Source organism: Mesorhizobium sp. WSM3626 (genome assembly GCF_000513935.1).
GTDB lineage: Bacteria > Pseudomonadota > Alphaproteobacteria > Rhizobiales > Rhizobiaceae > Mesorhizobium > Mesorhizobium salmacidum.
On the sequence record NZ_AZUY01000001.1, the window covers coordinates 125,451 to 149,203 of the forward strand.

The window sequence follows — 23,753 nt, forward strand, 5'->3', positions numbered from 1 at the left end:
CCGCGCGGGTTCAGATCAATCCGGGTGACGGGCGGCCGACCTATTGGAACGTGGATGCCGGACGAGAAGGCAAAGAGAAAAGCCGGCCGAGCCAAGGCGCAAGCCAGTGGCGATCCGGCAGCATTGCGCAGGGCGGATGCGGCGCACTTTCCCGGGTCCAGCGTCCATGCCTCGCTCGCCAGCGAGATTGGCCTCAGGATCGTGCGCGGCGACTACCCGCCTGGCAGCATTCTGCCCAATGAGGCCAAATGGGCCGAAACCTTCAATGTCAGCCGTTCGGCGGTGCGCGAGGCGATCAAAATGCTGATGGCCAAGAGCCTTTTGGCGTCGCGCCCCAAGATCGGCAGCTGGGTCGAGCCGAAGGAGCGCTGGAACCTGCTCGACCGCGACGTGCTAGCCTGGTACGCGACCGCGCCGGATCGCGAGGCGTTTCTGCGCATCGTTCAGGAGTTCCGCCACATCATCGAACCGGAGGCGTCCGCCTTCGCCGCCATGCGGCGTAGCGACGAGCAGATGGCCGAGATCAGCCTGGCTTGCCGCGAGATGGGCGAGGCGGCCAACCTGCCCGAGCGCATTCGTGCCGACACGCGTTTTCATCTCGCCATCCTGCGGGCCTCGGGCAACGACCTTCTGGTGCCGCTCGGCGTGCTGATCGAATCGGCGCTCGACCATCTCTTCGTCTTCACCACGCGCCAGGTCGGCGATCAGCGGCGGGCGCAGAAACTGCACGAGGCGATCGAGAAGAGCATCCGCCTGCAGCGGCCCGCGGCGGCGCGCAACGCCGTGCACAAGCTGCTTGCCGACACCGATGAGGGGATCGGAAGGGGCCGGCGGTAAGGCCCGCCGGCGGTTCGGGTCTCAGATCGTCTGCTTCTTTCCGTCCTTCATCGGCATCAGGTCGACGCCATTCACTTTGGCGATGTGCGTGGCCAGCATCGGCACGAACTGCTCGACCGGACCGGTTGCGTGGGCGCCGGCGAAGGAGTTCTTGGTGGCGTTGCCGAGCGGGTTGGCGATGCCGGCCGCACCGGCCATCGATTCCAGATAGGTCAGGTCCTTGAAGGCGTTGGCGATGGTGAATTTGTGGGCGTCGCGGTCGCCTTCCAGCGTCCAGCGCATGAACGTCTGGTAGAAACCGCAATCCATGCGGCCGTTGCGGATGACGCTGTCGAAACGCGGCGGCGAGATGCCGACCTTCTCGGCCAGGGCCAATGCCTCGGAATAGATCGCGGCATAACCCAGCGAGATGAAATTGTTGAGCAGCTTCATGCGGTGGCCGTCGCCGGTGTCGCCGATATGAACGATGCGGCCGGCCCAGGTGTCGATCACCGGCTTGACCCTGGCGAAGACGGCGTCGGGCGCGCCGACCATGGCGTCGAGCGTGCCTTCCCAGGCTTCCTTCGGGGTGCGGCTGAGCGGGGCGTCGACATAGTCGACGCCAAGCGCGTTGAGTTCTGCGGCAAGTGCAACCGTCGAGACCGGATCTGAGGTGGAGCAGTCGACGACGACCGACCCCTTCTTCAACCCCTCCTTGAGGCCGCCGGGACCGCGAATAATGGCCTCCACCTCGCGCGAGCCGGTGACGCAGATGAAGACAATATCGGATGCCGCCGCCACGTCGCGGGAGGTCGATGCCTCGTGGGCGCCTCGGCCGAGAAGATCCTCCGCCGGCTTGCGGTTTTTCCGGCCGAGGAAGGTCAGGGAATACCCCTTGTCGACGATGTTCTTGGCGATGCCGTGACCCATCAGGCCAAGGCCAACAAAGCCGATCTTCTCGCTGGTGGCGGTGGTGTTCATGCTAGCTGTCCTGTTTTGCGATTATCGATAATGTTGCCGCTGTTTTAGCCATAGACGGTTGCAGAAAGCAATATTGTCTGACAATACACGTCAATCCCAGGACTTTCGTGGAGACCAGAAATGACGAAGCGGATCATGTTCACCGGCGGCAGCGGCAAGGCTGGGCGCCATGTCGTGCAATATCTGGTGGAGCAGGGCTGCCAGGTGCTCAACATCGACACCAGGCCGCTCGACAATCCCAAGGTGCGCACGCTGATCACCGACATCACCGACAGCGGCCAGGTGTTCAACGCGCTGTCGAGCTATATGGGGCTGCACGAATTCGATCCGTCGCTACGGCCGCAGCCGGTCGACGCCGTGGTGCATTTCGCCGCGATCCCACGCATCATGATCACGCCCGACAACGAGGTGTTCCGCATCAACGCGATGGGCACCTACAATGTCATCGAAGCCGCGGTGAAGCTCGGCATCCGCAAGGTGATCATCGCTTCCAGCGAGACGACCTACGGCCTGGTGTTCGCCAACGAACCACGCGACCCCACGCATTTCCCGCTCGACGAAGATTACGATGTCGATCCAATGGACAGCTATGCGCTGTCCAAGATCGTCAACGAGAAGACGGCGCGCGCCTTCGCGCAGCGCAATGGCACAGACATCTATGCCTTGCGCATCGGCAACGTCATCGAGCCGCATGAGTATTCGCTGTTTCCGAAATGGTTCGCCGATCCGGGCTTTCGCAAACGTATTGCCTGGAGCTACATCGACGCGCGCGACCTGGGGCAGATCACGCTGCGCGCCGTCGAGAAGGACGGGCTGGGCTACCAGGTGTTCAATGCCGCCAATGACGACACCTCGTCCGATCTGCCGACCGCCGAACTCCTGAAGCGGTTCTATCCCGGCGTGCCGGTCAAGAGCGAACTCGGTGAATATGAGACGCTGCTGTCGAACCGCAAGGCGCGTGACATGCTCGGCTTCCGGCCCGAGCATAGCTGGCGCAAATACGTCAAGACAGCCTGAGCGTGGTCGAATCACGGCTGGGTTGTGCATAGAAGCCGGCTTTGCCGCCCCACGGCCGCACCGCGCTTGACAGCTTCCCTAAACCGGCCTTTCTGGAACTCATGCGGGACGCGAGGCCGAACAAGGAAAAATCGCCCAAAAAGGCTGTAGCCGCCGAGCGCCCGACCGGCGCTCGCCGGCCCGACGCGGCGCGTATCCCGGGCTCCAGTGTGCATGCGTCGCTGGCGAGCGAGATTGGGCTGCGGATCGTGCGCGGCGACTATCCGCCCGGCACCATCCTGCCCAATGAAGCCAAATGGTCGGAGACCTTCAGCGTCAGCCGGTCGGCGGTGCGCGAGGCGATCAAGATGCTGATGGCCAAGAGCCTGTTGGCATCGCGCCCCAAGATCGGCAGTTGGGTCGAACCGAAGGAACGCTGGAACCTGCTCGACCGCGATGTGCTTGCCTGGTACGCGACGTCGCCGGACCGCGAGGTGTTCTTGAGGACGGTGCAGGAATTCCGCCACATCATCGAGCCGGAAGCGACCGCCTTTGCCGCCATGCGGCGGACCGACGAGCAGATGGCCGAGATCAGCCAGGCCTGCCGGGAGATGGGCGAGGCGAAAAGTTTGCAGGAACGGACCCGCGCCGACACCCGCTTCCACCTCGCCATCCTGCGCGCCTCGGGCAATGATCTGCTGGTGCCGCTCGGCGTGCTGATCGAATCCGCCTTCGATCACCTGTTCACCTACACGACCCGGGAACTCGACGATTTGCAGCTCGCCCAGAAGATGCACGAGGCAATCGAAAAGAATATCCGCCTGCAGCGGCCCGATGCGGCGCGCAATGCCGTGCGCAAGCTGCTGGCCAATACCGACAACGTCATACGTTCGCGGTAGAATTCACCGGCACAGCCATTCGGCACCCAGGCGTTTCCGCCTTGCAGGCCGTCGAAGCAAATTCAGGCCGGCACCGCCAAAAATTCGAACGCCTGTGTCGGATGGGCTGTGCGGTCCACGTCCTTGGGGTATCGAACAGGAAACCAGGAAGGAGAATTTGACATGCCCAGCACCGTTCGTCTGCATCGCGTTCTGACCACCAGCCCGGAGAAGGTCTACCGCGCGTTCCTCGAGGCGGATGCCCTTGCCAAATGGCTTCCGCCGAACGGCTTCACCTGCACGGTCCATCACTTCGAGGGCAAGGTCGGCGGTACGTTCAAGATGTCGTTCCGCAACTTCACCACTGGCGACAGCCACTCGTTTGGCGGTGAGTATGTCGAACTCGTCGCGGGCGAACTCCTGCGCTACACAGACAGGTTCGACGATCCCAACCTGCCCGGCGAGATCGAGGTGACCGTGACGCTGAAGAAAGTGTCCGTGGGCACCGAAGTGAACATCACCCAGGCCGGCATCCCTGATGTCATTCCCGCGGAAGCTTGCTATCTCGGTTGGCAGGAATCGCTACGGAACCTGGCCAAGCTCGTCGAACCCGAGATCAAACAATAGGGCGCCCCATTTAGTCAGGTGCCATTGGCGGGCGAGGGCGGCTAATCCTCCTTTGGACGCCCGAATGCGGCGCGCAGTTCGTCCTTGGCGTCCTCAAGGATCTTCTTGCGCGCCGCGGGCAGGTTTTTGCCGGCCCTGTTGATGTAGAAATTCAGCATCGACATGGCGGACTGGAAGGGCTCGGCCTTGCGGCGATGGCTGTGTTCGGCCGACCGCTTGAGCGAGGCGGCGATCTTCTTGGCGTCGTCGGATTCGAAGACATGCTCCTCGAGATCCATCGCATTGCTGTGCTCGGTCACCTCGGCCGACCATTTCTGCTTGGTGGCGGTCATGGCTGGGACTCCTTTGCAGGGTTGCTGATCGGAAACTCCAGATGTTGGCGTCGGTTCCCGCATTCGTATCGGCCTGGAGCGACGGATTGCCCGCTGTGGCGCTGCTGTGCGCCGAGAATGCGTCGATAGTGGCCAAAACAGCAACGGTTGAGACCGCCGACAGGAAACGCCTTTGACGCGAACCGACGTGAGCCGGCCCAGCCCCGGCATCGATAGTTCCTACGCCTGGATGCGGCTGGCCATCTCGATGCTGCTGGCGACGATCGGTGCGGTCGGCATGTGGGCCGTTGTCGTCGTGCTGCCGGCGGTACAGGCCGAGTTCGGCGTCGACCGCGCCGCGGCATCCATGCCCTACACCGCGACCATGGTGGGCTTCGCCGCCGGCAATGTGCTGGTCGGCCGCGCCATTGACCGCATGGGCTACTGGATCCCGGCGCTGTTTTCCTCGATCGCGCTCTCCGCCGGTCTCCTGCTCGCGGCTCTGTCGACCTCGATCCTGCAATTCACCCTTGCCCAGGGGGTGCTGATCGGTGTCGGCACATCGGTGATCTTCGGGCCGCTGATCGCCGATATCTCGCACTGGTTCAACCGCCGGCGCGGCGTGGCTGTCACGGCGGCGGCGGCCGGCAATTACCTCGCCGGAGCGATATGGCCCACCGTCATGCCGACGCTGATCAAGGCGGAAGGCTGGCGCTTCACCTATGCCGCCATCGGCGTCTTCTGCCTGGTCACCATGGTGCCGCTGGTGTTGTTGCTGCGGCGCGGCGCTCCGGAAGCGACGGCCGCCGGCTCGCCCGGAAGCCGGCCTGTGCAGCCGATTTCACTGTCGCCGGCGATGCTGCAGATATTGCTGGTCGTCGCGGGACTGGGCTGCTGCGTGGCGATGTCGATGCCGCAAGTGCATATCGTCGCCTATTGCATGGACCTCGGCTACGGCATGGCGCATGGCGCCGACATGCTGTCGATCATGATGGCCGCGGGCGTCGTCAGCCGGCTTGCCTCGGGCTTTGTCGCCGACCGCATCGGCGGCGTCAAAACGTTGCTTATCGGCTCCGTGCTGCAATGCCTGTCATTGCTGTTCTATATCCCGTTCGACGGGCTCGCCTCGCTCTATGTCGTGTCGCTGGTCTTCGGCCTGTCGCAGGGCGGCATCGTGCCTTGCTACGCGATCATCGTGCGCGAATACCTGCCGGCCAAGGAGGCCGGCCAGCGCATCGGCATCGTCATGATGGCGACGATTTTCGGCATGGCGATCGGCGGCTGGATGTCGGGCTGGATCTACGACCTGACGGGCTCCTACGCCGCCGCGTTCCTGAACGGCATTGCCTGGAACCTGCTGAACATACTGGCGATTGGGCTGTTCATGTGGAAAGCGAGGCACAGGGCGGCCGTAGCCGCCTGAGGAAGGCCAAGCACAGCCACTCAATGGCTCAGCTTGACAACAGGCAGTCACTGCGCGACGCCAGGGCCGATGGGTGCTGAAACAGGCCGGTGAGATGGCGACAGCTGGAAAGATCGCATTGCGGGCGTGCTTGAATGGCCAGGCGCATGGGCCAAGGCCTTGATCAAGCCGCGCTCGCGCCGGGGCGGTGGCCGCCCGACCCTATCTGACGTGGCACGCAAGGCCGGCGTCGGCGCCATCACCGTTTCACGCGCGCTGCGCGAGCCGGAGCGCGTTTCCGAGGAACTGCGCCGCCAGATCCTGGCCGCCATCGAAGAGCTCGGCTATGTGCCGGATCCCAACGCGCGGGCATTGGCCTCGGCGCGGGCCGAGGTGTTCGGCGTGCTGGTGCCTTCGCTGACCAACAACGTCTTCGCGGAGGTGGTGCGCGGCATCTATGACAGCCTGTCGGACAGCCCGTTCCGCATCCAGCTTGGCAACACGCACTATTCCGGACTGGAGGAAGAGCGGCTGCTGCAGGTGTTTGGCTCCCAGCGGCCGGCAGCGCTGATCGTTGCCGGCATCGACCAGACACCTACCTCGCGAAAGCTGTTGGAAAATGCCGGTTGCCCGGTGGTTCAGGTGATGGAGACCGGACCCGATCCCGTGGACATGATGGTCGGTTTCTCGCATCTCGAAGGCGGCAGGACGGCGACCCAGCACCTGATCGAGGCGGGGTATCGCCGGATCGGTTTCATCGGCGCGCGCATGGACCCGCGCTCGCAGCGGCGCCTGGCTGGTTACCGGCTGGCGATGGAGAAGGCCGGCCTGCTGGACCCGCGCCTGATCACCACCACGCCGGTGCCTTCCAGCGTGCCGCTTGGCCGCGAGCTGTTCCGCGATGCGCTTGCCAAAATGCCGACGCTCGACGGCGTGTTCTGCAACAATGACGACATCGCGCTCGGCATACTGTTCGAATGCCATCGCGCCTCGATCGACGTGCCGAAGACCATCGGCATTGTCGGCTTCAACGATCTCGACATGATGCAGGTGGCCTTTCCCTCGATCACCAGCATCCGCACCCATCGCTACGAAATCGGCAGGCGCGCGGTCGCCATGGCGCTGGCGGCGATATCGGGTGACAGGCCGGAGCAGCGGGTCGTCGACCTTGGTTTCGAGCTCAAGCGCCGCGAGAGCACGGCACGTTGAAGCAGTTTAGAACCTGCTGAAATCAGCCTTTACAGGCATTCTTGGTAGCGCTACCATTCCAGCCGGTGTGAAGTCCGACTGCTGTTTATTATACATAAGCGACAGAATGTTCCTTGTTTATTATTGATAATATGATACTTTCGTTGCAGCTTAAGGAAGCAACAAGGAGGAACAGGTCGGCCGGGGCCACCTGACGTGCGTGGCGGGCCAGGGCGGGAGGTGCTGGGGCGAACACGTCATTGTACTGCAGCTAAACAAACAAGTCAGAACTGCAATTGGGAGGAATATCGATGATCAAGTCACTCGTTGGTGGCATCGTTGCCGCCACTGCATTCGTCATGTTGAGCTCAGCGGCGATGGCCGCAGGCCCAGAAGTCGTCAAGGGACCAGCAGCCGAGCCGGACTGCTTTGCCCCTTGGGCAGCCGATACGCAATTCTTCAAGTTCCCCAAGAAGGCCGGCCCATATCGCATCGCGCTCGCCAACGGCTATATCGCCAACACCTGGCGTATCCAGATGGTGCAGACCGCCAAGGCGTATGCGGCACAGCCGGATGTCGCCAAAAAGCTGAAGGAATTCAAGGTTGTGTCGACCGGCGAGGACGTCCCGGCGCAGATCTCCGCGATCAACAATTTCATCGATTCCGGCTTTGACGCGATCGTTGTCAACGCGCAGAACCCGACCGCCTTCGGGCCAGTCATCAAGCGCGCCAAGGAGGCAGGGGTCGTGCTGGTCGCCTTCGACAACATTCTCGACACCAAGGATGCTATCAACGTCAATGTCGACCAGAAGGGCCTTGGCGCATTGTGGGGCAAGTGGTTGGTCTCACATGTCCCGAACGGCGGAAAGGTGCTCGAAGTGCGCGGCGTCGCCGGCACTTCCGTCGACACGGACCGTCATGCCGGCATCCACGAGGTGCTCGACGGCTCGGGCAAGAAATGGGAAGTGACCGAAGTGGTCGGCAAGTGGGACGACGGCGTTGCCCAGAAAGCTACGGCGGACGCGATTGCCACCAACGGACCCTTCGACGGCATCACCGGGCAAGGCGGCGACACCGGCATCGTCCAGGCGATGATGGATGCCAAGCATCCATTCGTTCCGTTCGGCGGCGAGACGGAGAACGGTTTTCGCAAGTTCTGCGCCGCGCATGCCGCCGACGGCTTGAAGTGCTCGTCCGCCGGCACCGGCCCCGCCCAGGTGGCCGTGGCAATCAAGACGGCAATCGCGGCCCTCGAAGGCAATGTCGTGCCGCAATCGGTGAAGCTGCCGCTGGCCATTGTCGAGGATCCGAACTTCAAGGCAGGCCAGGATTTCTTCCCCGACCAGTCCGACAATTTCTTCGTCGGCAACTCCTTCCCGACCTGCGGCATCAATTTCAGTGCCCAGGAAATCATGGGGCAGAGCAAGGAAAACCAGTAATCACTGGCTATCGGCTGGCGCCGCGGATGACCCCGCGGCGCCAGCCTGCAATCCCACAATCGCCCCGGGGAGGGTTGATGGACGGTGCGGCTCCACTCTTTCGCATGGAAGGCATTTCCAAGCGCTATGGCGGCGTGCGGGCGCTGGAAAAGGCCGAGCTGACGGTTTCCACCGGCAGCATCCACGCCATCCTCGGTGAAAACGGCGCCGGCAAGTCGACATTGATCAAGGTCATGGCCGGTGTCGTGGCGCCCGACGAAGGCCGCATGATGCTGGATGGCCGCGAAGTGACCTTCGCCTCGCCCGGCGCGGCGAACAAGGCCGGCATCGTCTGCATCTTCCAGGAATTGTCGCTGATCCCCGAACTCAGCGTCGCCGACAACATCGTCATTTCGGATCCGCCCAAACGCTTCGGTATGATCGACCGCAAGGCGCAACGCCGCGTCGCCGAGGACGCGCTGGCGCGCGCGGGCGCCGCCGACATCCATCCGCTGGCGTTGGTCAAGGACCTGCCGCTGTCGCGCCGGCAGATGGTGGAGATCGCCAAGGCGCTGGCACGCAAACCACGCATCCTCATCCTCGACGAGGCGACGTCGGCGCTGACGGCAGCGGATGTCGCGAAGATCTTCGGCGTGCTGAAGCGGCTGCGCTCGGAAGGGCTGGCGCTGCTCTACATCTCCCACCGCATGAACGAGATCGCCGAACTGGCCGACCACTGCACGGTGTTCCGCAACGGCCGCAATGTCGCCAGCTACAAGGCCGGCTCGAAAAGCGACAACGAGGTGGTCGAGCTGATGATCGGCCGCGAATACAGCCATATTTTTCCGCCCAAGCCGGCGGCGGCACCGGCCAGCGCCGCCCCCCGGCTCCAGGCGCGCAAATTGTCCTGGGCCGACCGGCTGGATAACATCTCGCTCACCGTCAGGGCAGGCGAGGTGGTCGGGCTCGGCGGGCTCGACGGCCAGGGCCAGCGCGAATTGCTGCTTGCTTTCTTCGGTGTGCTGCGCGGCCTCTCGGGCGAGGTGCTGATCGACGGCAAGCCGGTGACGATCACCAGTCCGGCGGCGGCCCGCGAGGATGGCATCGGCATGGCGCTCATCCCGGAAGACCGCAAGACCGAAGGACTGATGCTGCCGATGACGGTGCGCGAAAACCTGTCCTTCGCCGTGCTCGACCGACTGTCGAAAGGCGGTATCATCGACCGTGCCGCCGAACAGCGGCTCATCGACGACATGGTCGGCCTTCTGGCGATCAAGACGGCGGGGCTCGATATTCCGGTCGGCGCGCTGTCGGGCGGTAACCAGCAGAAGGTGGTGATCGCCAAATGGCTGATGCGCCAGCCGCGCATCGTCCTGCTCAACGATCCGACGCGCGGCATCGACGTCGGCACCAAGCAGGAAATCTATCAACTGATGCGCAAGCTGGCGGACGCGGGCGCGGCGATCCTGTTCTATTCGACCGACTATGACGAGCTGATCGGCTGCTGCGACCGGGTGCTGGTGCTCTATGACGGGGCGGTCAAGCGCGAACTGGTCGGCGCCGAAATCACCGAACGAGCGCTGATATCGAGCGCGCTCAACATCCATGGCGAGGAGAGCCCCGTGGGCCTGGGAGCAAGCGTGTGAAAGATTGGCGCTATTGGCTGGCCGAGCAGCGCGGAACGCTGCTGGCGCTCGGCATCTTCATCGTCATGTTCGTCATCTACACCTCGAACCATCCGGCGGGCTTCACCGCCAATGTCGTGCAGACGGCGGCGAACAAGGGCGTGCTGCTCGCCTTCGTCGCCATGGCGCAGACACTGGTCGTCATCACCTCCGGCATCGACCTGTCCGTCGGCATGATCTTCCTGCTCACCAACTGCCTGGCCTCCTGGCTGGTGGTCGGCACGCCGATGCAGACCACACTCGGCGTCATCGCCGTGCTGGTGGCGGGACTTCTGTGCGGCGCCATCAACGGCGCCATCGTGATCTACGGAAGGCTGCAGCCGATCGTCGCGACCATCGCCACCGGGGCGGTCTATTACGGTATCGGCCTTTTGCTGCGGCCCTTTCCGGGCGGCTCGGTCAACGAGGACCTGGCCGATGCTATGACAGGACGTCTGTTCGATCTGGTGCCGGCAAGCCTGGTCGTGCTGCTGGCGGTCGTGCTGTTGATCTGGGTGCCGTTCAGCCGCTCGGTACTCGGCCGTGCCGCCTACGCGGCCGGCTCTTCGGAGACGGCTGCCTATATGTCGGGCGTGCCGATAAGGCGCGGCAAGTTCGCAGCTTACACGCTTGCGGGGCTGCTGGCCGCGATCGGCGGGCTGTTCCTGACCTTTTTCACCTATACGGGCGAGGCCGCCTATGCCAGCGGCAACGCCTATACGCTGTTCTCGATCGCGGCCGTGGTGCTGGGCGGTGTGTCGCTGTTCGGCGGCAAGGGCAGCGCCATCGGCGCCATCTTCGGCGCGCTGGCCTTCCGCACCATCGGCGACCTGTTGTTCGTGTTCGATTTCGATCCGCTCTGGCAGCCGCTGTTCCAGGGCGTTATCCTGCTGGTCGCCGTCAGCCTCGGCGCCTTTGCCCTGTTTCGGGTCCGCAACCGGCTGGAGTGGTTCCTGTGAGCGATACGACATTGGGCGGCATTGCCAGCCGCATGCCGAAATTCATCCGCCGCGCCGATCCGGCGGTGCTGACCGCCTTTGCCTGTATCGTGGTGTTGCTGTTGGTGGGCAGCCTCTATTCGCGCAGCTTCCTGTCGCCTGAATATCTCTTGCAGCAGCTCAAGGTCGCCTCGTTCCTCGGCGTCATCGCCACCGGCATGATGCTGGTCATCCTGCTCGGCCAGATCGACCTGTCGGTACCGTGGTCGGTGGCGGCGGGCGCGATGATGGCCTGCGCGGCGGCCGCCTACGGTCCGGCCGGGGTGGCGCTGGCGATTCCGTTCGGCATCTTCTGCGGCGTGCTGATCGGCATCGTCAATGGCATCGGCGTCGCCTATCTGCGCATCCCCTCGATGATCATCACGCTCGCCACCAACGCCGTCGCGCAAGGGCTGATGGTGGTCTACACCGGCGGTTTCTCGCCGCAGGATTCGGCCACCGGCGCCATGCGCTACCTGGCCACCGGCTTCACCATTCCGGGCGTCCCCAACGCGGTCATCATCTGGGCGCTGATCGGGGCCGCAATGGTGTTCGTGCTGACCCGTAGCGGCTTTGGCCGCGCGGTCTATGGCATCGGCAACCGCGAGCGCGCCGCCTATCTCTCCGGCATCGACACAAGACGCGTGGTGATGATCGCCTTCGCCGTCTCCGGAGGACTCTCCGCCTTTGGCGGCGTGCTGCTGGCCGGCTACGCCTCCAAGGCGGCGCAATCGATGGGTGACGCCTATCTGCTGCCATCGATCGCGGCCGTGGTGCTCGGCGGCACCTCGATCCTCGGCGGACGCGGCTCCTATCTCGGCACGGTCGCCGGCGTGATCCTGATCACACTGCTGCAGTCTATCCTGTCGGTCATGCAGATGCCGGAAGCGGGACGGCAGATCATCTATGGCGTCGTCATCGTCGCCATGCTCCTGCTCTATGGCCGCGCGCCGGCGAGCCGCTGACGGTGGACGAAAACGCAGCGCAGGCACCGACGGGCGCTTCCGGTTTGGCGCCTTCGGCCGTCGTGATGATGGGCGTCGCCGGCTGCGGCAAGTCAGCCGTCGGTATCGCGCTGGCCGACGCGCTGGGTGCCGTCTTCATCGAGGGCGACAGGCTGCATCCGCCCGAAAACGTTGCCCGCATGGCGCGGGGCGAACCGCTCACCGACCAGCTGCGCGAAGGCTGGCTCGACGCGATCGGTGAGCGCATCGCGGCGTCGATCGCCAAGGGACAGGGCGTGGTTGCAGCCTGCTCGGCGCTGAAGCGCGGCTATCGCGAGCGTCTGCGCGGCTTCTGCCCTGATATCATCTTCCTCTATCTGGAGATCGATCCCGCCACCGCGCGGCAGCGGGTCGCCGGCCGCAAGGGCCATTTCATGCCGGCAAGCCTGGTCGACAGCCAGTTCGCCATCCTCGAGCCGCCAGGTGCCGATGAGGGAGCATTGACGCTCGACGCGACGCGGCCAATCGACGAACTCGTCGCCCAGGCAATGCGCTCGATGCGCCGGTCATGAGCCTTCTTCTTCGCTGAAGCCGATCCTGTCCTGAGCCTCTGTCAACCGTTCATGGCGCGACCAGGACATCATCTGCTCGGGGCACTGCTTCAGCGCCTGCAGCAGGCGGTCGCGTTTCAGCAGGATATAGTGTGCCTGCAGGGCCATGTTCTTGGCTCCGTCCCTGGTGGTGTCCACTGCCGGGAGCGCCGGTGCCGCCGGCATCAGTTCCGGGCTCAAGACGGCCCGGTATTCCCGGAAGGGCACCACCTCGAAAGTCGACATGGCAAACAGGGCCGTCTTGCCTCGTGCGGCGAAATTCGCCGGTGCCGAGGCAAGGTGTGTCCAGCCGCTTTCGCCCAGGGCGGTTTCGGTGAAGGTCGAGCCGGCGTGGATGGTGTTGGTCATCAGCACGACGCCGTTCTGCTTCAACGTCTTTTGAATGCGGATGGTGACCTGATAGGCGTCGTCGCGGTCGAAGACGATCCGGCTTTTCAGGAACCGGTTCTCGACATGAACCATTGGCGGGTTGAGGAAGCGCTGGCCGAATGCCGTCTCGGACACGCCATGCGTGTTGACGCTGACCTGATGCGCTTCGATGCCGGCCTCATGTATGGCGCGCTTGCCGACTATCGTTTGGGCGGTGAATTGATCGCACCAGAGGATCGCGCCGTGGCCGCGTTGCAAGGCTGCCTGCAAGCCCTCGAGGCCTTCCAGCCGGATCGTCGGCGTCCAGCGGCCGGCGACCAGATGCGCGGCGAGTTGCATGCGGCGGCGATGGCGCGCCGCGAGCAATGCCTCGAACAGCTTGCGTGCATCGATGCCGTCGCCGAGCACCGCGCGCGTTGCGGCGGCATAGAAGCGGAAATCCTTGCGCATATGGCGCTTCAGCCGAAATCTCGATGCCCAATCGCAGATCGGCGACCACCAGCGAACCGGCAGTGCTGCCGCGACCGCGAGATAGAAGAGAGCAATCAGGCTCTCGCGAAGATCCCTGGTGGAGAAGCGGCGGAGTCTGCCGGGACTAACCACCTTGCGGCTGAAAAAGCGCACGTCCTCGGCATATTCGGGGACAAAGACGTCGGCGATGATCTCGGTGCGAAAGCTGGTTGCCGATGACTGCTTGCGTGCGGCTTTTCGGGATTTCGTAAACCTCGACAGCCTCATCCACCGGCTCTAGATCTGCGATGTCAACTCGACTGGGAAATCGTCGTTGTCGGCATCGCGCATGGCGGCGAGGCTACGGTTGTCCAGCACCTCGGCAATCGCCTGGCGCACTTCCAGCATCATGTGCCGGACCTGGCAGGTCGCTTCATCACAATCCTCGCAGCGCTGGTACTGCGTGCGGCTGGCGCAAGGTATCGGCGCCAGCGGCCCGTCGAGCACGCGCACGACGTGGCCGATCTTGATCTCGGAAGCGGGGCGGGCGAGACGGTAACCGCCTTCCTTGCCCTTGCGGCTCTGGACGAAGCCGGCGTTGCGCAATTCGCCCAGGATGGCATCTAGGAATTTCTTCGGGATGTTGTTGGCGACGGCGATGTCGTTGACGAAGGCCAGTTGGCCAACCGGAAGATTGGAAAGATGCACGAGGGCCTTGAGGCCGTATTTGCCTTTTTTCGTCAGCATGCCCGAGTCAACCCGTTGAAGCCCCAACCAACCCGCATCTGGCGGCTGTTTGTGTGCAAATGATGACGGCGTTGCTTCCGCACGCCGCCGTTTCGCGAAACAATGCCATTGGAAGGCATGTTAGGCACAAACGCATTGATTCTTTGTAACGTTTTGCACGAAGGGCGCCGGCTTTACCTATCGGCTGAATAAACGAGGAAAGCCGGCTCAGGGCCGGCTTTCCTCGATCTTTCTATCGGGCAGCGGAGACTTTACCGGCTGCCATAAGCCTGATCGAGCAGACCGCCGGCGGCGAAATGCGCTTTTTGGACCTTGTCCCAGCCGCCGAAGACGTCTTCCACCGTCAGCAGGCGCACATCTGGAAAATCGGCCTTGTATTTGGCCGCGACAGCCGCGTCGCGTGCGCGCAGGCCATTGTCGGCGGCGATGCCCTGGCCCTCGGGTGTATAGAGGAAGTCGAGGTAGCTCTTGGCCAGATCACGCGTGCCGTGCTCGTCGGCGACCTTGTCGACGATCGCCACCGGGAATTCCGCCAGAAGGCTGACCGAAGGCGTGACCTGCTCGAATTTGTCGTCGCCGTATTCCTTGCGGATGCCGCGTGTCTCGGATTCGAAGGTGATCAGCACGTCGCCGATCTCGCGCTGCACGAAGGTGGTGGTCGCTGCGCGCCCGCCAGTGTCGAAGATCGGCACGTTGTTGAACAGCTTGGTGATGAATTCCTTCACCTTCGCGTCGTCGCCCTTGAAGGCTTCCTTGGCGTAGGCGGTGGCCGCCAGATAGGTGTAGCGGGCATTTCCAGACGTTTTCGGGTTGGGGAAGATCACCTGCACGTCGTCGCGCACGAGATCGTTCCAGTCCTTGATGTGCTTGGGGTTGCCCGCGCGGACGAGAAACGAAGGCAGTGAATAGAAGGGCGAAGCGTTGTCGGGAAAATCCTTCTGCCAGTCGGCCGAGACGAGGCCCTTCTTGACCAGGAAGTCGACGTCGGTGACCTGGTTGAAGGTGACGACATCGGCACCGAGGCCTTCGGCGATGGCGCGCGCCTGCGCGGAAGTGCCGGCATGCGACTGGTCGATGCTCACACCCGGGTGCTTGGCGATAAAGGCCTTGTTGACCTGCACGAAAAGTTCGCGGCCGACGTCATAGGAGGCGTTCAGCAGCTTGTCGGCCGACCAGGCTTGGGAGGATGCGAGGAGGAGGCCGGCGGCGGCGGCAACGCCGATGAAAAATCGCTTCATGAAATGGCTCCGGATGTCATGCTCTATTACCAGACCATAGCCGGGGCGCAGAGGAGCGGCGAGGCATAGATTCAGGGCTTGGCGGCTGTTGCTAGAAAACCGTTTCCCACACGCGCACATCGTAGTTTTTTCTTTCACGTGGAGTCATTTTTTTGAGGCCGTCCTCTTCAGTCTCTTCCGAGAGAGGCGACAAATGGATACACATTGTGTATGCCCCATGTTATGATGTTCGAAAGGAGTCTTCCATGGCGAAAGCCGCACCCGAAACCCACGCCAAGCCCGTCAATCTGCGCATCCGAGAGGACATACGTATACTGATTGACCGTGCCGCAAAGATACGCGGGAAGACCCGTTCCGACTTCATGATCGATGCCGCTTATCGTGCGGCCGAGGATACGCTGCTCGACCAAACATTGATCAAGGTGGATCCCGAGAGTTACCGGCATTATCTCGACATCCTCGATGAACCGCCAAGCGGGGAAGGTTTTGCACGCCTTATGGACGTGCCCAGGCCTTGGCGGGACTGATGCCATCGGCGCCCACGCCGCTGGCGGAACACCACGATCTGGAATTTTTTCAAAGCGGAACAGAAAGCCTCGATCATTGGCTTCGCCGTCGGGCACGGGCCAACCAGGTCAGTGGCGCATCGCGGACCTATGTGGTGGCGGAAGGCACACGCGTTGTCGGCTACTATTGTTTGTCTTCGGGCGGGCTTGATCTGGCGGAAGCGCCCGGCGTCATTCGCCGCAACATGCCGGATCCCATTCCAATGGTCGTGCTCGGACGTCTCGCGGTGGATGCAAGCTGGCAAGGGAAGGGGCTGGGTGCGGCGCTTCTGCAAGACGCCGTCCTGCGCGCCGGTCAAGCCGCGACGATCCTGGGGATTCGCGGAGTTTTTGTTCATGCCATATCGGATGAAGCGAAAGCCTTTTACGAGCACTACGGCTTTGCGGCTTCCCCGAAAAATCCCATGACCTTGGTGTTGTCGTTGAAGGCCAGATGAAAGGGTAAGCGACCGCCACCGAACCAGGATATTCCCTGGCTAAGCAGCCGGGAACAGTTTCCAGCGCCCCGGCCGGAAGGCCACCCGGCTCTTTTGTGCCGCCGGATGATCGACCGGCAGTTCGATCTCGACCCGCTGGCGTTCGCCACCGATTTCGAGCTCCACGCGCCGTGTGCCGGCAACGCGGCGGCTGGCGGCCACGGTGCCGGCGATGCAGCCGCTGCAGCCGTCCAGCAGTTCGACATCATGCGGGCGAAAATACAGCATCGCATCGCCCTGGGGCGCGTGCGGCGCCGACAATCCGATCGGACGGTCGGCGAGCCAGATCTCGCCATTCTCGATCTTGACCGGAAGCGAGCTCGATTCACCAATGAAGCCGTAGACGAAGGGCGAGTTCGGCGTGTCGTAGATGTCGTCGGCGGTGCCGACCTGCTCGACGCGGCCCTGGCTCATCACCACGACGCGGTCGGCAAGCTCCAGCGCCTCTTCCTGATCGTGGGTGACGAAGACGGTGGTGTGGCCGGTAGCGTCATGGATTTCGCGCAGCCAGCGGCGCAGTTCCCGGCGCACCTGCGCATCGAGCGCGCCAAACGGCTCATCGAGCAGCAGCACCTTGGGTTCGATGGCCATGGCACGGGCGAGCGCCACGCGCTGGCGCTGGCCGCCCGAAAGCTGCGCCGGATAGCGCTTCTCCAGACCTGAAAGCTGGACGAGATCGAGAAGCTCGGACGCGCGGCGGCGGATTTCGGCTGCCGGCGGCCGCGTCGGCCCGTGCCGCACCTTGAGGCCGAAGCCGATATTGTCGGCCACCGTCATGTGCCGGAACAGCGCGTAGTGCTGGAAGACGAAGCCGACATTGCGTTCCTGGATCGACTTTTGCGAAGCGTCCTCGTCGCCAAAGAAGATTTTTCCACGCGTCGGGCGCTCCAGTCCGGCGATCAACCTGAGCAAGGTCGTCTTGCCGGAGCCGGACGGTCCGAGCAACGCAATCAGTTCGCCCGACTTGATGTCGAGCGACACGTCGTGGAGCGCCGGAAACCGCTCGAATTCCTTGCGCACATTGGCAACGCGAACTTCCATGCAATGAACCTTCTAATGTCCGCGCGTCGCGGCGAGTTCGGCGCCGTAGCGCATCTCGAGCAGAGTTTTCAAGACCAGCGTGACGAGCGCCAGCCCGGCAAGCAATGAGGCGACGGCGAAGGCGCCGACGGCATTGTATTCGTTGTAGAGGATTTCGACATGCAGCGGCATGGTGTTGGTCAGGCCGCGTATGTGGCCCGACACCACCGAAACCGCGCCGAACTCGCCCATGGCGCGCGCATTGCACAGAAGCACGCCGTAGAGCAGGCCCCATTTGACATTGGGCAAGGTCACATACCAGAACGTCTGCCAGCCATTGGCCCCGAGCGAAAGAGCCGCTTCCTCGTCGCCATTGCCCTGTTCCTGCATCAGCGGGATCAGTTCGCGGGCGACGAAGGGGAAGGTGACGAAGACGGTGGCCAGCACAATGCCCGGCACGGCGAACAAGATCTGGATGCCATGTGCCTTCAACCACTCGCCGAGCAGCCCCTGGGCGCCGAACAGAAGCACGTAGACCAGGCCTGAAATGACGGGGGAGACCGAGAAGGGCAGATCGATCAACGTGGTCAGGAAGGCCTTGCCCTTGAACTCGAACTTGGCGATCGCCCAGGCGGCCGAGATACCGAAGACGATGTTGAGCGGTACCGAGATCGCCGCGACCAGCAAGGTCAAGCGGATCGCCGAACGGGTGTCCGCATCGCTCAGCGATTCCAGGTAGGTGCCAACGCCCTTGGCGAAGGCTTCCTTGAAAACGATGATCAGCGGCAGCAACAGGAAGACGGCGAGAAAGACGAAGACGACGGTCATCAGCACGGCCCGTGCCGGCCGGCTTTCGGTCACTGCCGCCGAGCGGCTTTCATGGAACGGTTCGTAGGATTTGATCTCGGGTTCAGCCATAGCGCTTGCGGCTCCATGTCTGCACCAGATTGACGATCAACAGCATGATGAACGACAACGCCAGCATGATTGCCGCGATTGCGGTCGCCGCCGGGTAATTGTATTCCTCGAGCCGGATGACGATCAAAAGCGGCGCGATCTCGGATTTGTAGGGCAAATTGCCGGCGATGAAGATGACCGAGCCGTATTCGCCGACGCCGCGCGCGAAGGCCAGCGAGAAGCCGGTGATAATGGCCGGCGCCAGGCCCGGAAAGAGCACGCGGGTGATGATCTGAAAGCGGCTGGCGCCGAGCGTGGCGGCGGCTTCCTCCACTTCCTTGTCGATCTCTTCCATGATCGGCTGCACGGTGCGCACGACGAAGGGCAGGCCGATGAAGATCAACGCGATGACGATGCCCAGCGGCGTGTAGGCGACCTTGATGCCGAGCGGCATCAGCAGCTTGCCGATCCAGCCATTCGGCGCGTAGAGCGTGGTCAGCGCGATGCCAGCCACCGCCGTCGGCAGCGCGAATGGCAGGTCGACCATCGCATCGACGATGCGGCGGCCGGGAAAACGGTAGCGCACCAGCACCCAGGCGACGAGCGTACCGAAAACGACATTGACGACAGCCGCGATGAAGGCGGTGCCGAAGCTGATTTCAAGTGCGTTGAGCGTGCGGCGATCGGTGGCGATGGCCCAGAAATCGGCCCAGCCGAGAGCGGCCGAACGCCAGATCAGCCCGGACAGCGGGATGAGGATGATGAGGGTGAGGTAGGCAAGCGAGAAGCCGAGCGTCAATCCGAAACCCGGAATGACGCTCGGCTGTCTGAACCGCCACCCCGCCTGTGCGGGTGCTGTGGTCATGTCGTCCCGATCTAGGTTTAGCTCACTGGGCCGGTTTGTAGATCTGGTCGAATATACCACCGTCGCCGAAATGATAAGGCTGTGCCTTCTTCCAGCCACCGAAAAGCGGGTCGTCGATGGTGATCAGCTTGATAGGCGGCAGCTTGGCGAGATCCTCGGGCGGAACCAGATCGGGCTTGGACGGCCGGTAGTGGTTCTTGGCGATGATGGTCTGGCCTTCCTTGGAATAGAGGTAGCTCAGATAGGCCTCGGCCACCTTGCGCGTACCCTTGGCGTCGACATTGGCATCGACCACTGCCACCGGCGGCTCGGCCAGGATCGAGGTCGGCGGATAGACGATGTCGAAATTGTCGGCGCCAAACTCGTCGAGCGCCAGATAGGCATCGTTTTCCCAGGCGATCAGCACGTCGCCCAGGCCTTTTTGCGCGAAGGTCACGGTCGAGCCGCGCGCGCCGGTGTCGAGCACGGGAGCATTGGCGTAGAGCTTGCCGACGAATTCCTTGGTCTTGGCTTCGTCGCCGCCATCGTTGGCGTTGGCATAGGCCCAGGCCGCGAGATAGTTCCAGCGCGCGCCGCCCGAGGTCTTGGGGTTGGGCGTGATCACCTGCGTGCCGTCCTTGATCAGATCGTTCCAGTCGTGGATGCCCTTGGGATTGCCCTTGCGGACAAGGAAGATGATCGTCGAGGTGTAAGGCGCTGAATTGTTCTCGAATTTGGTGCGCCAGTCGGGATTGATCTTCTTTGACTTGGAGACGATGGCGTTGATGTCGCCTTCGAGCGCCAGCGTCACCACATCGGCGTCCAGGCCGTCGATCACGGCGCGGGCCTGGGCGCCCGATCCGCCATGTGACTGCTGGATGGTCACCGTCTCGCCGGTCTCTGTCTTCCAATGCGCGGCGAAGGCCTCGTCATAGGCCTTATAGAGCTCGCGCGTCGGATCGTAGGACACGTTGAGAATGGTGGTGTCGGCAAACGCGAAACCGAGCGTGCCGAACTGGACAGATGTGGCGACCAGTGCGCCGAGCAGTTTCCGGAAATGAGGTTTGGTCATTTCTGCCTCCGTTGAACCCGCGCCAAATCTACCGAATTGATAGAAATAAGATGCATTGAATGTTTGCCTTTTTTGCCTTCCTGAAGAAAATCTTCGGCGATCTGTCGCGGCAATGGGAAAATATTTTCCTTGCAGCTGCTCCGCACCGGAGCCGGTCCGCCATCCGGCCAATCTAGGGATGCACGGCTGCCGGGCAAGTCTGTGTTGGGCAGCTTACTCGGCGGTCACGGGGAAATCGAAGCGCTGCTTGGGAAATGGCTCGTGGGCGAGCGCAAAATGCCACCATTCGCGAGCATAGTTCTTGAACCCGCCAGCACGCATGGCATCGACGAGCAGCTTGCGGTTTGCCGCTGCTTCGGTGCCGAGCGGGCGATGCGCGGTCTCGCTCATCGTGTCGAAACAATCGAAGCCGGTGCCGAAATCGAGGGTGTTGGCATCGACAGCGCCGCAGGCCGATTTCGGCACGGACGGACTGTCGGCAGGCGCGATAGCAACATCGACGGTTGAGCCGCGCGAATGTGCCGACTGCCGGGCGACGTAGCCCTCGGTGATGAGGTCGCTGCGCTTGATCTTCGGATACCACTGCGGATCCGGCGGTCCACCCGCGGTCGTCCAATCGCCCATGTCGGCCACGGCGCGGGCAGGGCGGTAGCAGTCGAACACGACCAGCGTCATGCCCCTGGCGATCATCGCCTTCTGAACGCTGGAGAGTGCCTTCGCCGCCTCCTCGGTGAGAATGCAGACAGGTGCGTTATAGCCGTTCACCTTGCGGTGCAGGAAATTGTGGGAGCTGGCGTAGCGAACGTCCTGGCGGATGGATGGGGCGATATCGGAGAGGCGGACGAAGCCGGCAGGGAGGGGATCGGCGAAGGCAGAGTGGGTGACCATCAGCAATGTGACGAGAATGGCTGCGACCTGGCGCAGGGCATAGCCAAGCAGGCCCCCCTCTGCCCTGCCGGGCATCTCCCCCTCAACGGGGGAGATCGGCAACTTTGACGCCGAGCTCAGTCGTCGAACGTTGGCGAAATCAACGAGGAAGTCCGATCTCCCACTCGAGGGGGAGATGGCCGGCAGGCCAGAGGGGGGCGCCTCGCACCAGGCGTCAGGCGAGCTATCCTTCTATCCCCCATCTCAAAAAGCCAATGCGCTGAATCCCTTGACGCACTCTACTCAACGAACACTTTTACACTCGCCGCTCGTCCAGCCGCGTCGATGACGGTCAGCGTCGAATAACCCGCGCCGTCGGGCTGCCAGGTCGCGGTGCGGCGGCGGTCGAGGCCGATGAGGGGCTTGCCGTTGGCCAGCCAGCGGAACGGCGCGCGGCCACCTTGCAATTTCAGCACCAGTGGCGAGGCGTCGGCCGAATTGGTGGCGAGATCGACGCGGGCGCCGTCCGGCGGGAAAATGATGGTTGGCGCGGGTTCGGTCGGCGTCGCCTGCACCAGGCCATCCGCGCCGGCGCCGAAGCGGGCAAGCGTCACCGGAAGGTCCTCGCGCTTGGGGGTAAAGGCGCCAGGCGGCTTGCCCGGCAGCGGCACGGTCGCCAGCCCCGAGCGGACAAAGCCCTCGAACAGAATCGGAGCGGCCGAGACATAGCCGGAAAGACCCGGCACCGCGCCGGCATCGGGCCGGCCGACCCAGACACCCAGCACATAGCGGCCGTCGAAGCCCACCGACCAGGCGTCACGGTAGCCGTAAGAAGTGCCGGTCTTGTAGGCGATGCCACGCTGCAAAGCGCCTTCGGGTGGCTTCACACCCGAGAGGATGTCGATGATTTGCCAGTTGGCCTGGTCGTTGAGGATGGTGGTGGTCGAACTCACGGCGTTGGCCGGTTCGGTGCCGTCGCGCAGAGAGTGCGTCTTGCCGCCATTGGCGAGCCCTGTGTAGAGCTGGACCAGGTCGCGCAGCGTGACGCCGACGCCGCCGAGGCCGATGGCCAGGCCCGGCGCTTCGTTGACCGGCAAGATCGGGTTGACGCCCGCCTGGCGGAAGCGCGCTGTCAGCCGCGCCGGGCCGACCGCGTCGAGCACGCGGATCGCCGGCACGTTGAGCGACAGTTGCAAAGCCTGGCGGATGCTGACATCGCCCTGGTAGCCCATGTCGAAATTCTTCGGCCTGTAGCCGCTGAAATCAACCGGGCTGTCCTCGATCAGCGTTTCCTGCGCCACCAGTCCCTGCTCGAAGGCGAGGCCATAGATGAACGGCTTCAGCGTCGAGCCGGGCGAACGCACGACCTTGGTCATGTCGATCCAGCCGGAACGGCTGGCATCGAAGAAATTGGCCGAGCCGACCTCGCCCAGAATCTCGCCGGTGCGGGCGTCGGCGAGCACCATGGCGACGGAGAGACGCGGCCCGAGCTTGGTGGCGGCGTCGCGCGCCACCTGTTCCAGTCCTTGCTGGACGCTCTTGCGGATCGTCAGCTTGAGCGGCTGACCGGGGACGGCCTTGGGAAGCATCGCATAGGAGGCATGCGCGGCAAGCGCCGGCAAGGTGCGCCGCAAGCCGGACACATCGTCGAGTGCCGCGCGTGCCGCCTCGCGTTCGCCGATCAGGCCTGATGAGACCATGCGGCTCAGCACACGATCGCGCGCTGCATGGGCGATCTGGAGATTGCGGTCGGGCCGGCGCTTTTCCGGCAGTTGGGGGAGGGCAACGAGAAGGGCGGCCTCGGAAACGGTCAGCCGCTTGGGTTCCTTGCCGAAATAAGCGAGCGAAGCGGCGCGCACGCCCTCCAGATTACCGCCATAGGGCGCCAGTGTCAGGTAACGCTCGAGGATCTCGCGCTTCGACAGCCGCCGTTCGATCTGGATGGCGCGCAACATCTGCTTGATCTTGGAGCCGAGGCTGCGGCTCTCGCGCGGCTCGATCAGCCGGGCGAGCTGCATAGACAGGGTCGAGCCGCCGGAGACGATGTGGCCGCTGGTGGCGAACTGGCCGGCGGCGCGGGCCAGCGCCAGCACATCGACGCCCTCATGGTCCCAGAAGCGCTTGTCCTCATAGGTGACCAGCATGTCGACGAACTGCTTGTCGATCTGGTCGAGCCGGGTTTCGAGCCGCCAGTAGCCGTCCGGGGTGGCGAAGGCGCGCAACAGCTGGCCGTCGCGGTCCTGGACTTCGGTGGAGACGGTGAGCTTTTCAGGAAGCGGAGGCGGGAAGGCGCGATCGAGCTCCCAGAGGGTGGCGGTGACGATTGCGATGAACCCGGTTAGTGAGGCTGCCACGATGGCAGTGCGGCGGAGGAACCTTTTGGTGAGCATGGCG

The 23,753-nt window shown here is 63.4% G+C and carries 24 protein-coding genes; 13 read left to right on the forward strand and 11 right to left on the reverse strand.

Annotated features, from left to right (window positions below):
- The first annotated feature begins 54 nt into the window (after nt 1-54).
- Nucleotides 55-837, forward strand: coding sequence for a FadR/GntR family transcriptional regulator (locus M653_RS0100715; RefSeq protein WP_027141549.1), 783 nt, complete (start codon nt 55-57; stop codon nt 835-837).
- Nucleotides 838-858: 21 nt separating this feature from the next.
- Here the strand turns inward: M653_RS0100715 and M653_RS0100720 are convergent, their stop codons facing one another.
- Nucleotides 859-1,797, reverse strand: a complete 939-nt coding sequence (locus tag M653_RS0100720; protein WP_027141550.1) for an NAD(P)-dependent oxidoreductase — start codon at nt 1,795-1,797, stop codon at nt 859-861.
- A 120-nt stretch (nt 1,798-1,917) separates the two neighbouring features.
- On the opposite strand from M653_RS0100720, the gene M653_RS0100725 reads away from it, so the two are divergent.
- The 3 genes from M653_RS0100725 to M653_RS0100735 all read left to right on the forward strand — a co-directional run bounded on the left by M653_RS0100725 (nt 1,918) and on the right by M653_RS0100735 (nt 4,298).
- Nucleotides 1,918-2,814 (forward strand): NAD(P)-dependent oxidoreductase, encoded by an 897-nt coding sequence (locus tag M653_RS0100725; RefSeq protein WP_027141551.1) that lies wholly within the window; start codon nt 1,918-1,920, stop codon nt 2,812-2,814.
- 101 nt (nt 2,815-2,915) lie between these two features.
- A complete protein-coding gene (locus M653_RS0100730) occupies nt 2,916-3,692 on the forward strand; it encodes a FadR/GntR family transcriptional regulator (protein WP_027141552.1) in 777 nt (258 codons plus the stop codon).
- A 162-nt stretch (nt 3,693-3,854) separates the two neighbouring features.
- On the forward strand, nt 3,855-4,298 hold the full coding sequence (locus tag M653_RS0100735) for an SRPBCC family protein (RefSeq protein ID WP_027141553.1): 444 nt from the start codon (nt 3,855-3,857) through the stop codon (nt 4,296-4,298).
- Nucleotides 4,299-4,339: 41 nt separating this feature from the next.
- On the opposite strand, the gene M653_RS0100740 is transcribed toward M653_RS0100735, so the two are convergent.
- On the reverse strand, nt 4,340-4,630 hold the full coding sequence (locus tag M653_RS0100740) for a DUF3175 domain-containing protein (protein WP_027141554.1): 291 nt from the start codon (nt 4,628-4,630) through the stop codon (nt 4,340-4,342).
- Between the two features lie 172 nt (nt 4,631-4,802).
- Between M653_RS0100740 and M653_RS0100745 the strand changes: the two genes are divergently transcribed.
- From M653_RS0100745 to M653_RS0100775, 7 genes are all read left to right on the forward strand, one after another.
- Nucleotides 4,803-6,032 carry an MFS transporter gene (locus tag M653_RS0100745; protein WP_027141555.1) on the forward strand — a complete coding sequence of 410 codons (1,230 nt, stop codon included), beginning with the start codon at nt 4,803-4,805 and terminating at the stop codon, nt 6,030-6,032.
- Between the two features lie 159 nt (nt 6,033-6,191).
- Nucleotides 6,192-7,220 (forward strand): LacI family DNA-binding transcriptional regulator, encoded by a 1,029-nt coding sequence (locus M653_RS0100750; RefSeq protein WP_027141556.1) that lies wholly within the window; start codon nt 6,192-6,194, stop codon nt 7,218-7,220.
- 290 nt (nt 7,221-7,510) lie between these two features.
- Nucleotides 7,511-8,638 (forward strand): sugar ABC transporter substrate-binding protein, encoded by a 1,128-nt coding sequence (locus M653_RS0100755; RefSeq protein ID WP_027141557.1) that lies wholly within the window; start codon nt 7,511-7,513, stop codon nt 8,636-8,638.
- A gap of 77 nt (nt 8,639-8,715) precedes the next feature.
- Nucleotides 8,716-10,263: a sugar ABC transporter ATP-binding protein gene (locus M653_RS0100760; RefSeq protein WP_027141558.1), complete on the forward strand. Its 1,548-nt coding sequence runs from the start codon at nt 8,716-8,718 to the stop codon at nt 10,261-10,263.
- Nucleotides 10,260-11,240 (forward strand): ABC transporter permease, encoded by a 981-nt coding sequence (locus tag M653_RS0100765; RefSeq protein ID WP_027141559.1) that lies wholly within the window; start codon nt 10,260-10,262, stop codon nt 11,238-11,240. The genes M653_RS0100760 and M653_RS0100765 overlap by 4 nt, the downstream gene beginning before the upstream one ends.
- A complete protein-coding gene (locus M653_RS0100770; RefSeq protein WP_027141560.1) occupies nt 11,237-12,223 on the forward strand; it encodes an ABC transporter permease in 987 nt (328 codons plus the stop codon). The genes M653_RS0100765 and M653_RS0100770 overlap by 4 nt, the downstream gene beginning before the upstream one ends.
- Before the next feature lie 2 nt (nt 12,224-12,225).
- Nucleotides 12,226-12,774 (forward strand): gluconokinase, encoded by a 549-nt coding sequence (locus tag M653_RS0100775; RefSeq protein WP_027141561.1) that lies wholly within the window; start codon nt 12,226-12,228, stop codon nt 12,772-12,774.
- Here the strand turns inward: M653_RS0100775 and M653_RS0100780 are convergent.
- The 3 genes from M653_RS0100780 to M653_RS0100790 form a co-directional block, all read right to left on the reverse strand.
- Nucleotides 12,769-13,920 (reverse strand): hypothetical protein, encoded by a 1,152-nt coding sequence (locus M653_RS0100780; protein WP_027141562.1) that lies wholly within the window; start codon nt 13,918-13,920, stop codon nt 12,769-12,771. The two genes, M653_RS0100775 and M653_RS0100780, sit on opposite strands and share 6 nt — an antisense overlap.
- A gap of 9 nt (nt 13,921-13,929) precedes the next feature.
- Nucleotides 13,930-14,379 carry an Rrf2 family transcriptional regulator gene (locus M653_RS0100785; protein WP_023769580.1) on the reverse strand — a complete coding sequence of 150 codons (450 nt, stop codon included), beginning with the start codon at nt 14,377-14,379 and terminating at the stop codon, nt 13,930-13,932.
- 251 nt (nt 14,380-14,630) lie between these two features.
- Nucleotides 14,631-15,617, reverse strand: coding sequence for a sulfate ABC transporter substrate-binding protein (locus M653_RS0100790; protein ID WP_027141563.1), 987 nt, complete (start codon nt 15,615-15,617; stop codon nt 14,631-14,633).
- A 245-nt stretch (nt 15,618-15,862) separates the two neighbouring features.
- Here M653_RS0100790 and M653_RS0100795 point away from each other — a divergent pair, with 245 nt between their 5' ends.
- Together M653_RS0100795 and M653_RS0100800 are read left to right on the forward strand one after the other, a co-directional pair.
- Entirely contained in the window at nt 15,863-16,144 is a 282-nt protein-coding gene (locus M653_RS0100795) for a DUF1778 domain-containing protein (protein WP_027141564.1), read from the forward strand.
- Complete coding sequence (locus tag M653_RS0100800; RefSeq protein ID WP_027141565.1) at nt 16,144-16,620, forward strand: GNAT family N-acetyltransferase; 477 nt, start codon at nt 16,144-16,146, stop codon at nt 16,618-16,620. The genes M653_RS0100795 and M653_RS0100800 overlap by 1 nt, the downstream gene beginning before the upstream one ends.
- Nucleotides 16,621-16,659: 39 nt before the next feature.
- On the opposite strand, the gene M653_RS0100805 is transcribed toward M653_RS0100800, so the two are convergent.
- From M653_RS0100805 to pbpC, 6 genes are all read right to left on the reverse strand, one after another.
- Nucleotides 16,660-17,700, reverse strand: coding sequence for a sulfate/molybdate ABC transporter ATP-binding protein (locus M653_RS0100805; RefSeq protein WP_027141566.1), 1,041 nt, complete (start codon nt 17,698-17,700; stop codon nt 16,660-16,662).
- 12 nt (nt 17,701-17,712) lie between these two features.
- Nucleotides 17,713-18,597: a sulfate ABC transporter permease subunit CysW gene (cysW, locus tag M653_RS0100810; RefSeq protein WP_027141567.1), complete on the reverse strand. Its 885-nt coding sequence runs from the start codon at nt 18,595-18,597 to the stop codon at nt 17,713-17,715.
- On the reverse strand, nt 18,590-19,441 hold the full coding sequence (gene cysT / locus M653_RS0100815; protein ID WP_027141568.1) for a sulfate ABC transporter permease subunit CysT: 852 nt from the start codon (nt 19,439-19,441) through the stop codon (nt 18,590-18,592). The genes cysW and cysT overlap by 8 nt, the downstream gene beginning before the upstream one ends.
- A gap of 22 nt (nt 19,442-19,463) precedes the next feature.
- Nucleotides 19,464-20,492, reverse strand: a complete 1,029-nt coding sequence (locus M653_RS0100820; RefSeq protein WP_027141569.1) for a sulfate ABC transporter substrate-binding protein — start codon at nt 20,490-20,492, stop codon at nt 19,464-19,466.
- 213 nt (nt 20,493-20,705) lie between these two features.
- Nucleotides 20,706-21,455 carry a M15 family metallopeptidase gene (locus tag M653_RS0100830; RefSeq protein ID WP_084636336.1) on the reverse strand — a complete coding sequence of 250 codons (750 nt, stop codon included), beginning with the start codon at nt 21,453-21,455 and terminating at the stop codon, nt 20,706-20,708.
- A 203-nt stretch (nt 21,456-21,658) separates the two neighbouring features.
- Nucleotides 21,659-23,749, reverse strand: a complete 2,091-nt coding sequence (pbpC, locus tag M653_RS0100835; protein WP_245262038.1) for a penicillin-binding protein 1C — start codon at nt 23,747-23,749, stop codon at nt 21,659-21,661.
- Between the last annotated feature and the right edge of the window lie 4 nt (nt 23,750-23,753).

Coding starts and splice junctions, on each gene's coding strand:
- M653_RS0100715 (WP_027141549.1), top strand. CDS start 55: ATGCCGGACGAGAAGGCAAAGAGAAAAGCCGGCCGAGCCAAGGCGCAA.
- M653_RS0100720 (WP_027141550.1), bottom strand. CDS start 1,797: ATGAACACCACCGCCACCAGCGAGAAGATCGGCTTTGTTGGCCTTGGC.
- M653_RS0100725 (WP_027141551.1), top strand. CDS start 1,918: ATGACGAAGCGGATCATGTTCACCGGCGGCAGCGGCAAGGCTGGGCGC.
- M653_RS0100730 (WP_027141552.1), top strand. CDS start 2,916: ATGCGGGACGCGAGGCCGAACAAGGAAAAATCGCCCAAAAAGGCTGTA.
- M653_RS0100735 (WP_027141553.1), top strand. CDS start 3,855: ATGCCCAGCACCGTTCGTCTGCATCGCGTTCTGACCACCAGCCCGGAG.
- M653_RS0100740 (WP_027141554.1), bottom strand. CDS start 4,630: ATGACCGCCACCAAGCAGAAATGGTCGGCCGAGGTGACCGAGCACAGC.
- M653_RS0100755 (WP_027141557.1), top strand. CDS start 7,511: ATGATCAAGTCACTCGTTGGTGGCATCGTTGCCGCCACTGCATTCGTC.
- M653_RS0100760 (WP_027141558.1), top strand. CDS start 8,716: ATGGACGGTGCGGCTCCACTCTTTCGCATGGAAGGCATTTCCAAGCGC.
- M653_RS0100780 (WP_027141562.1), bottom strand. CDS start 13,920: ATGAGGCTGTCGAGGTTTACGAAATCCCGAAAAGCCGCACGCAAGCAG.
- M653_RS0100785 (WP_023769580.1), bottom strand. CDS start 14,379: ATGCTGACGAAAAAAGGCAAATACGGCCTCAAGGCCCTCGTGCATCTT.
- M653_RS0100790 (WP_027141563.1), bottom strand. CDS start 15,617: ATGAAGCGATTTTTCATCGGCGTTGCCGCCGCCGCCGGCCTCCTCCTC.
- M653_RS0100795 (WP_027141564.1), top strand. CDS start 15,863: ATGGCGAAAGCCGCACCCGAAACCCACGCCAAGCCCGTCAATCTGCGC.
- M653_RS0100800 (WP_027141565.1), top strand. CDS start 16,144: ATGCCATCGGCGCCCACGCCGCTGGCGGAACACCACGATCTGGAATTT.
- M653_RS0100805 (WP_027141566.1), bottom strand. CDS start 17,700: ATGGAAGTTCGCGTTGCCAATGTGCGCAAGGAATTCGAGCGGTTTCCG.
- cysW (WP_027141567.1), bottom strand. CDS start 18,597: ATGGCTGAACCCGAGATCAAATCCTACGAACCGTTCCATGAAAGCCGC.
- cysT (WP_027141568.1), bottom strand. CDS start 19,441: ATGACCACAGCACCCGCACAGGCGGGGTGGCGGTTCAGACAGCCGAGC.
- M653_RS0100820 (WP_027141569.1), bottom strand. CDS start 20,492: ATGACCAAACCTCATTTCCGGAAACTGCTCGGCGCACTGGTCGCCACA.
- M653_RS0100830 (WP_084636336.1), bottom strand. CDS start 21,455: ATGCCCGGCAGGGCAGAGGGGGGCCTGCTTGGCTATGCCCTGCGCCAG.
- pbpC (WP_245262038.1), bottom strand. CDS start 23,749: ATGCTCACCAAAAGGTTCCTCCGCCGCACTGCCATCGTGGCAGCCTCA.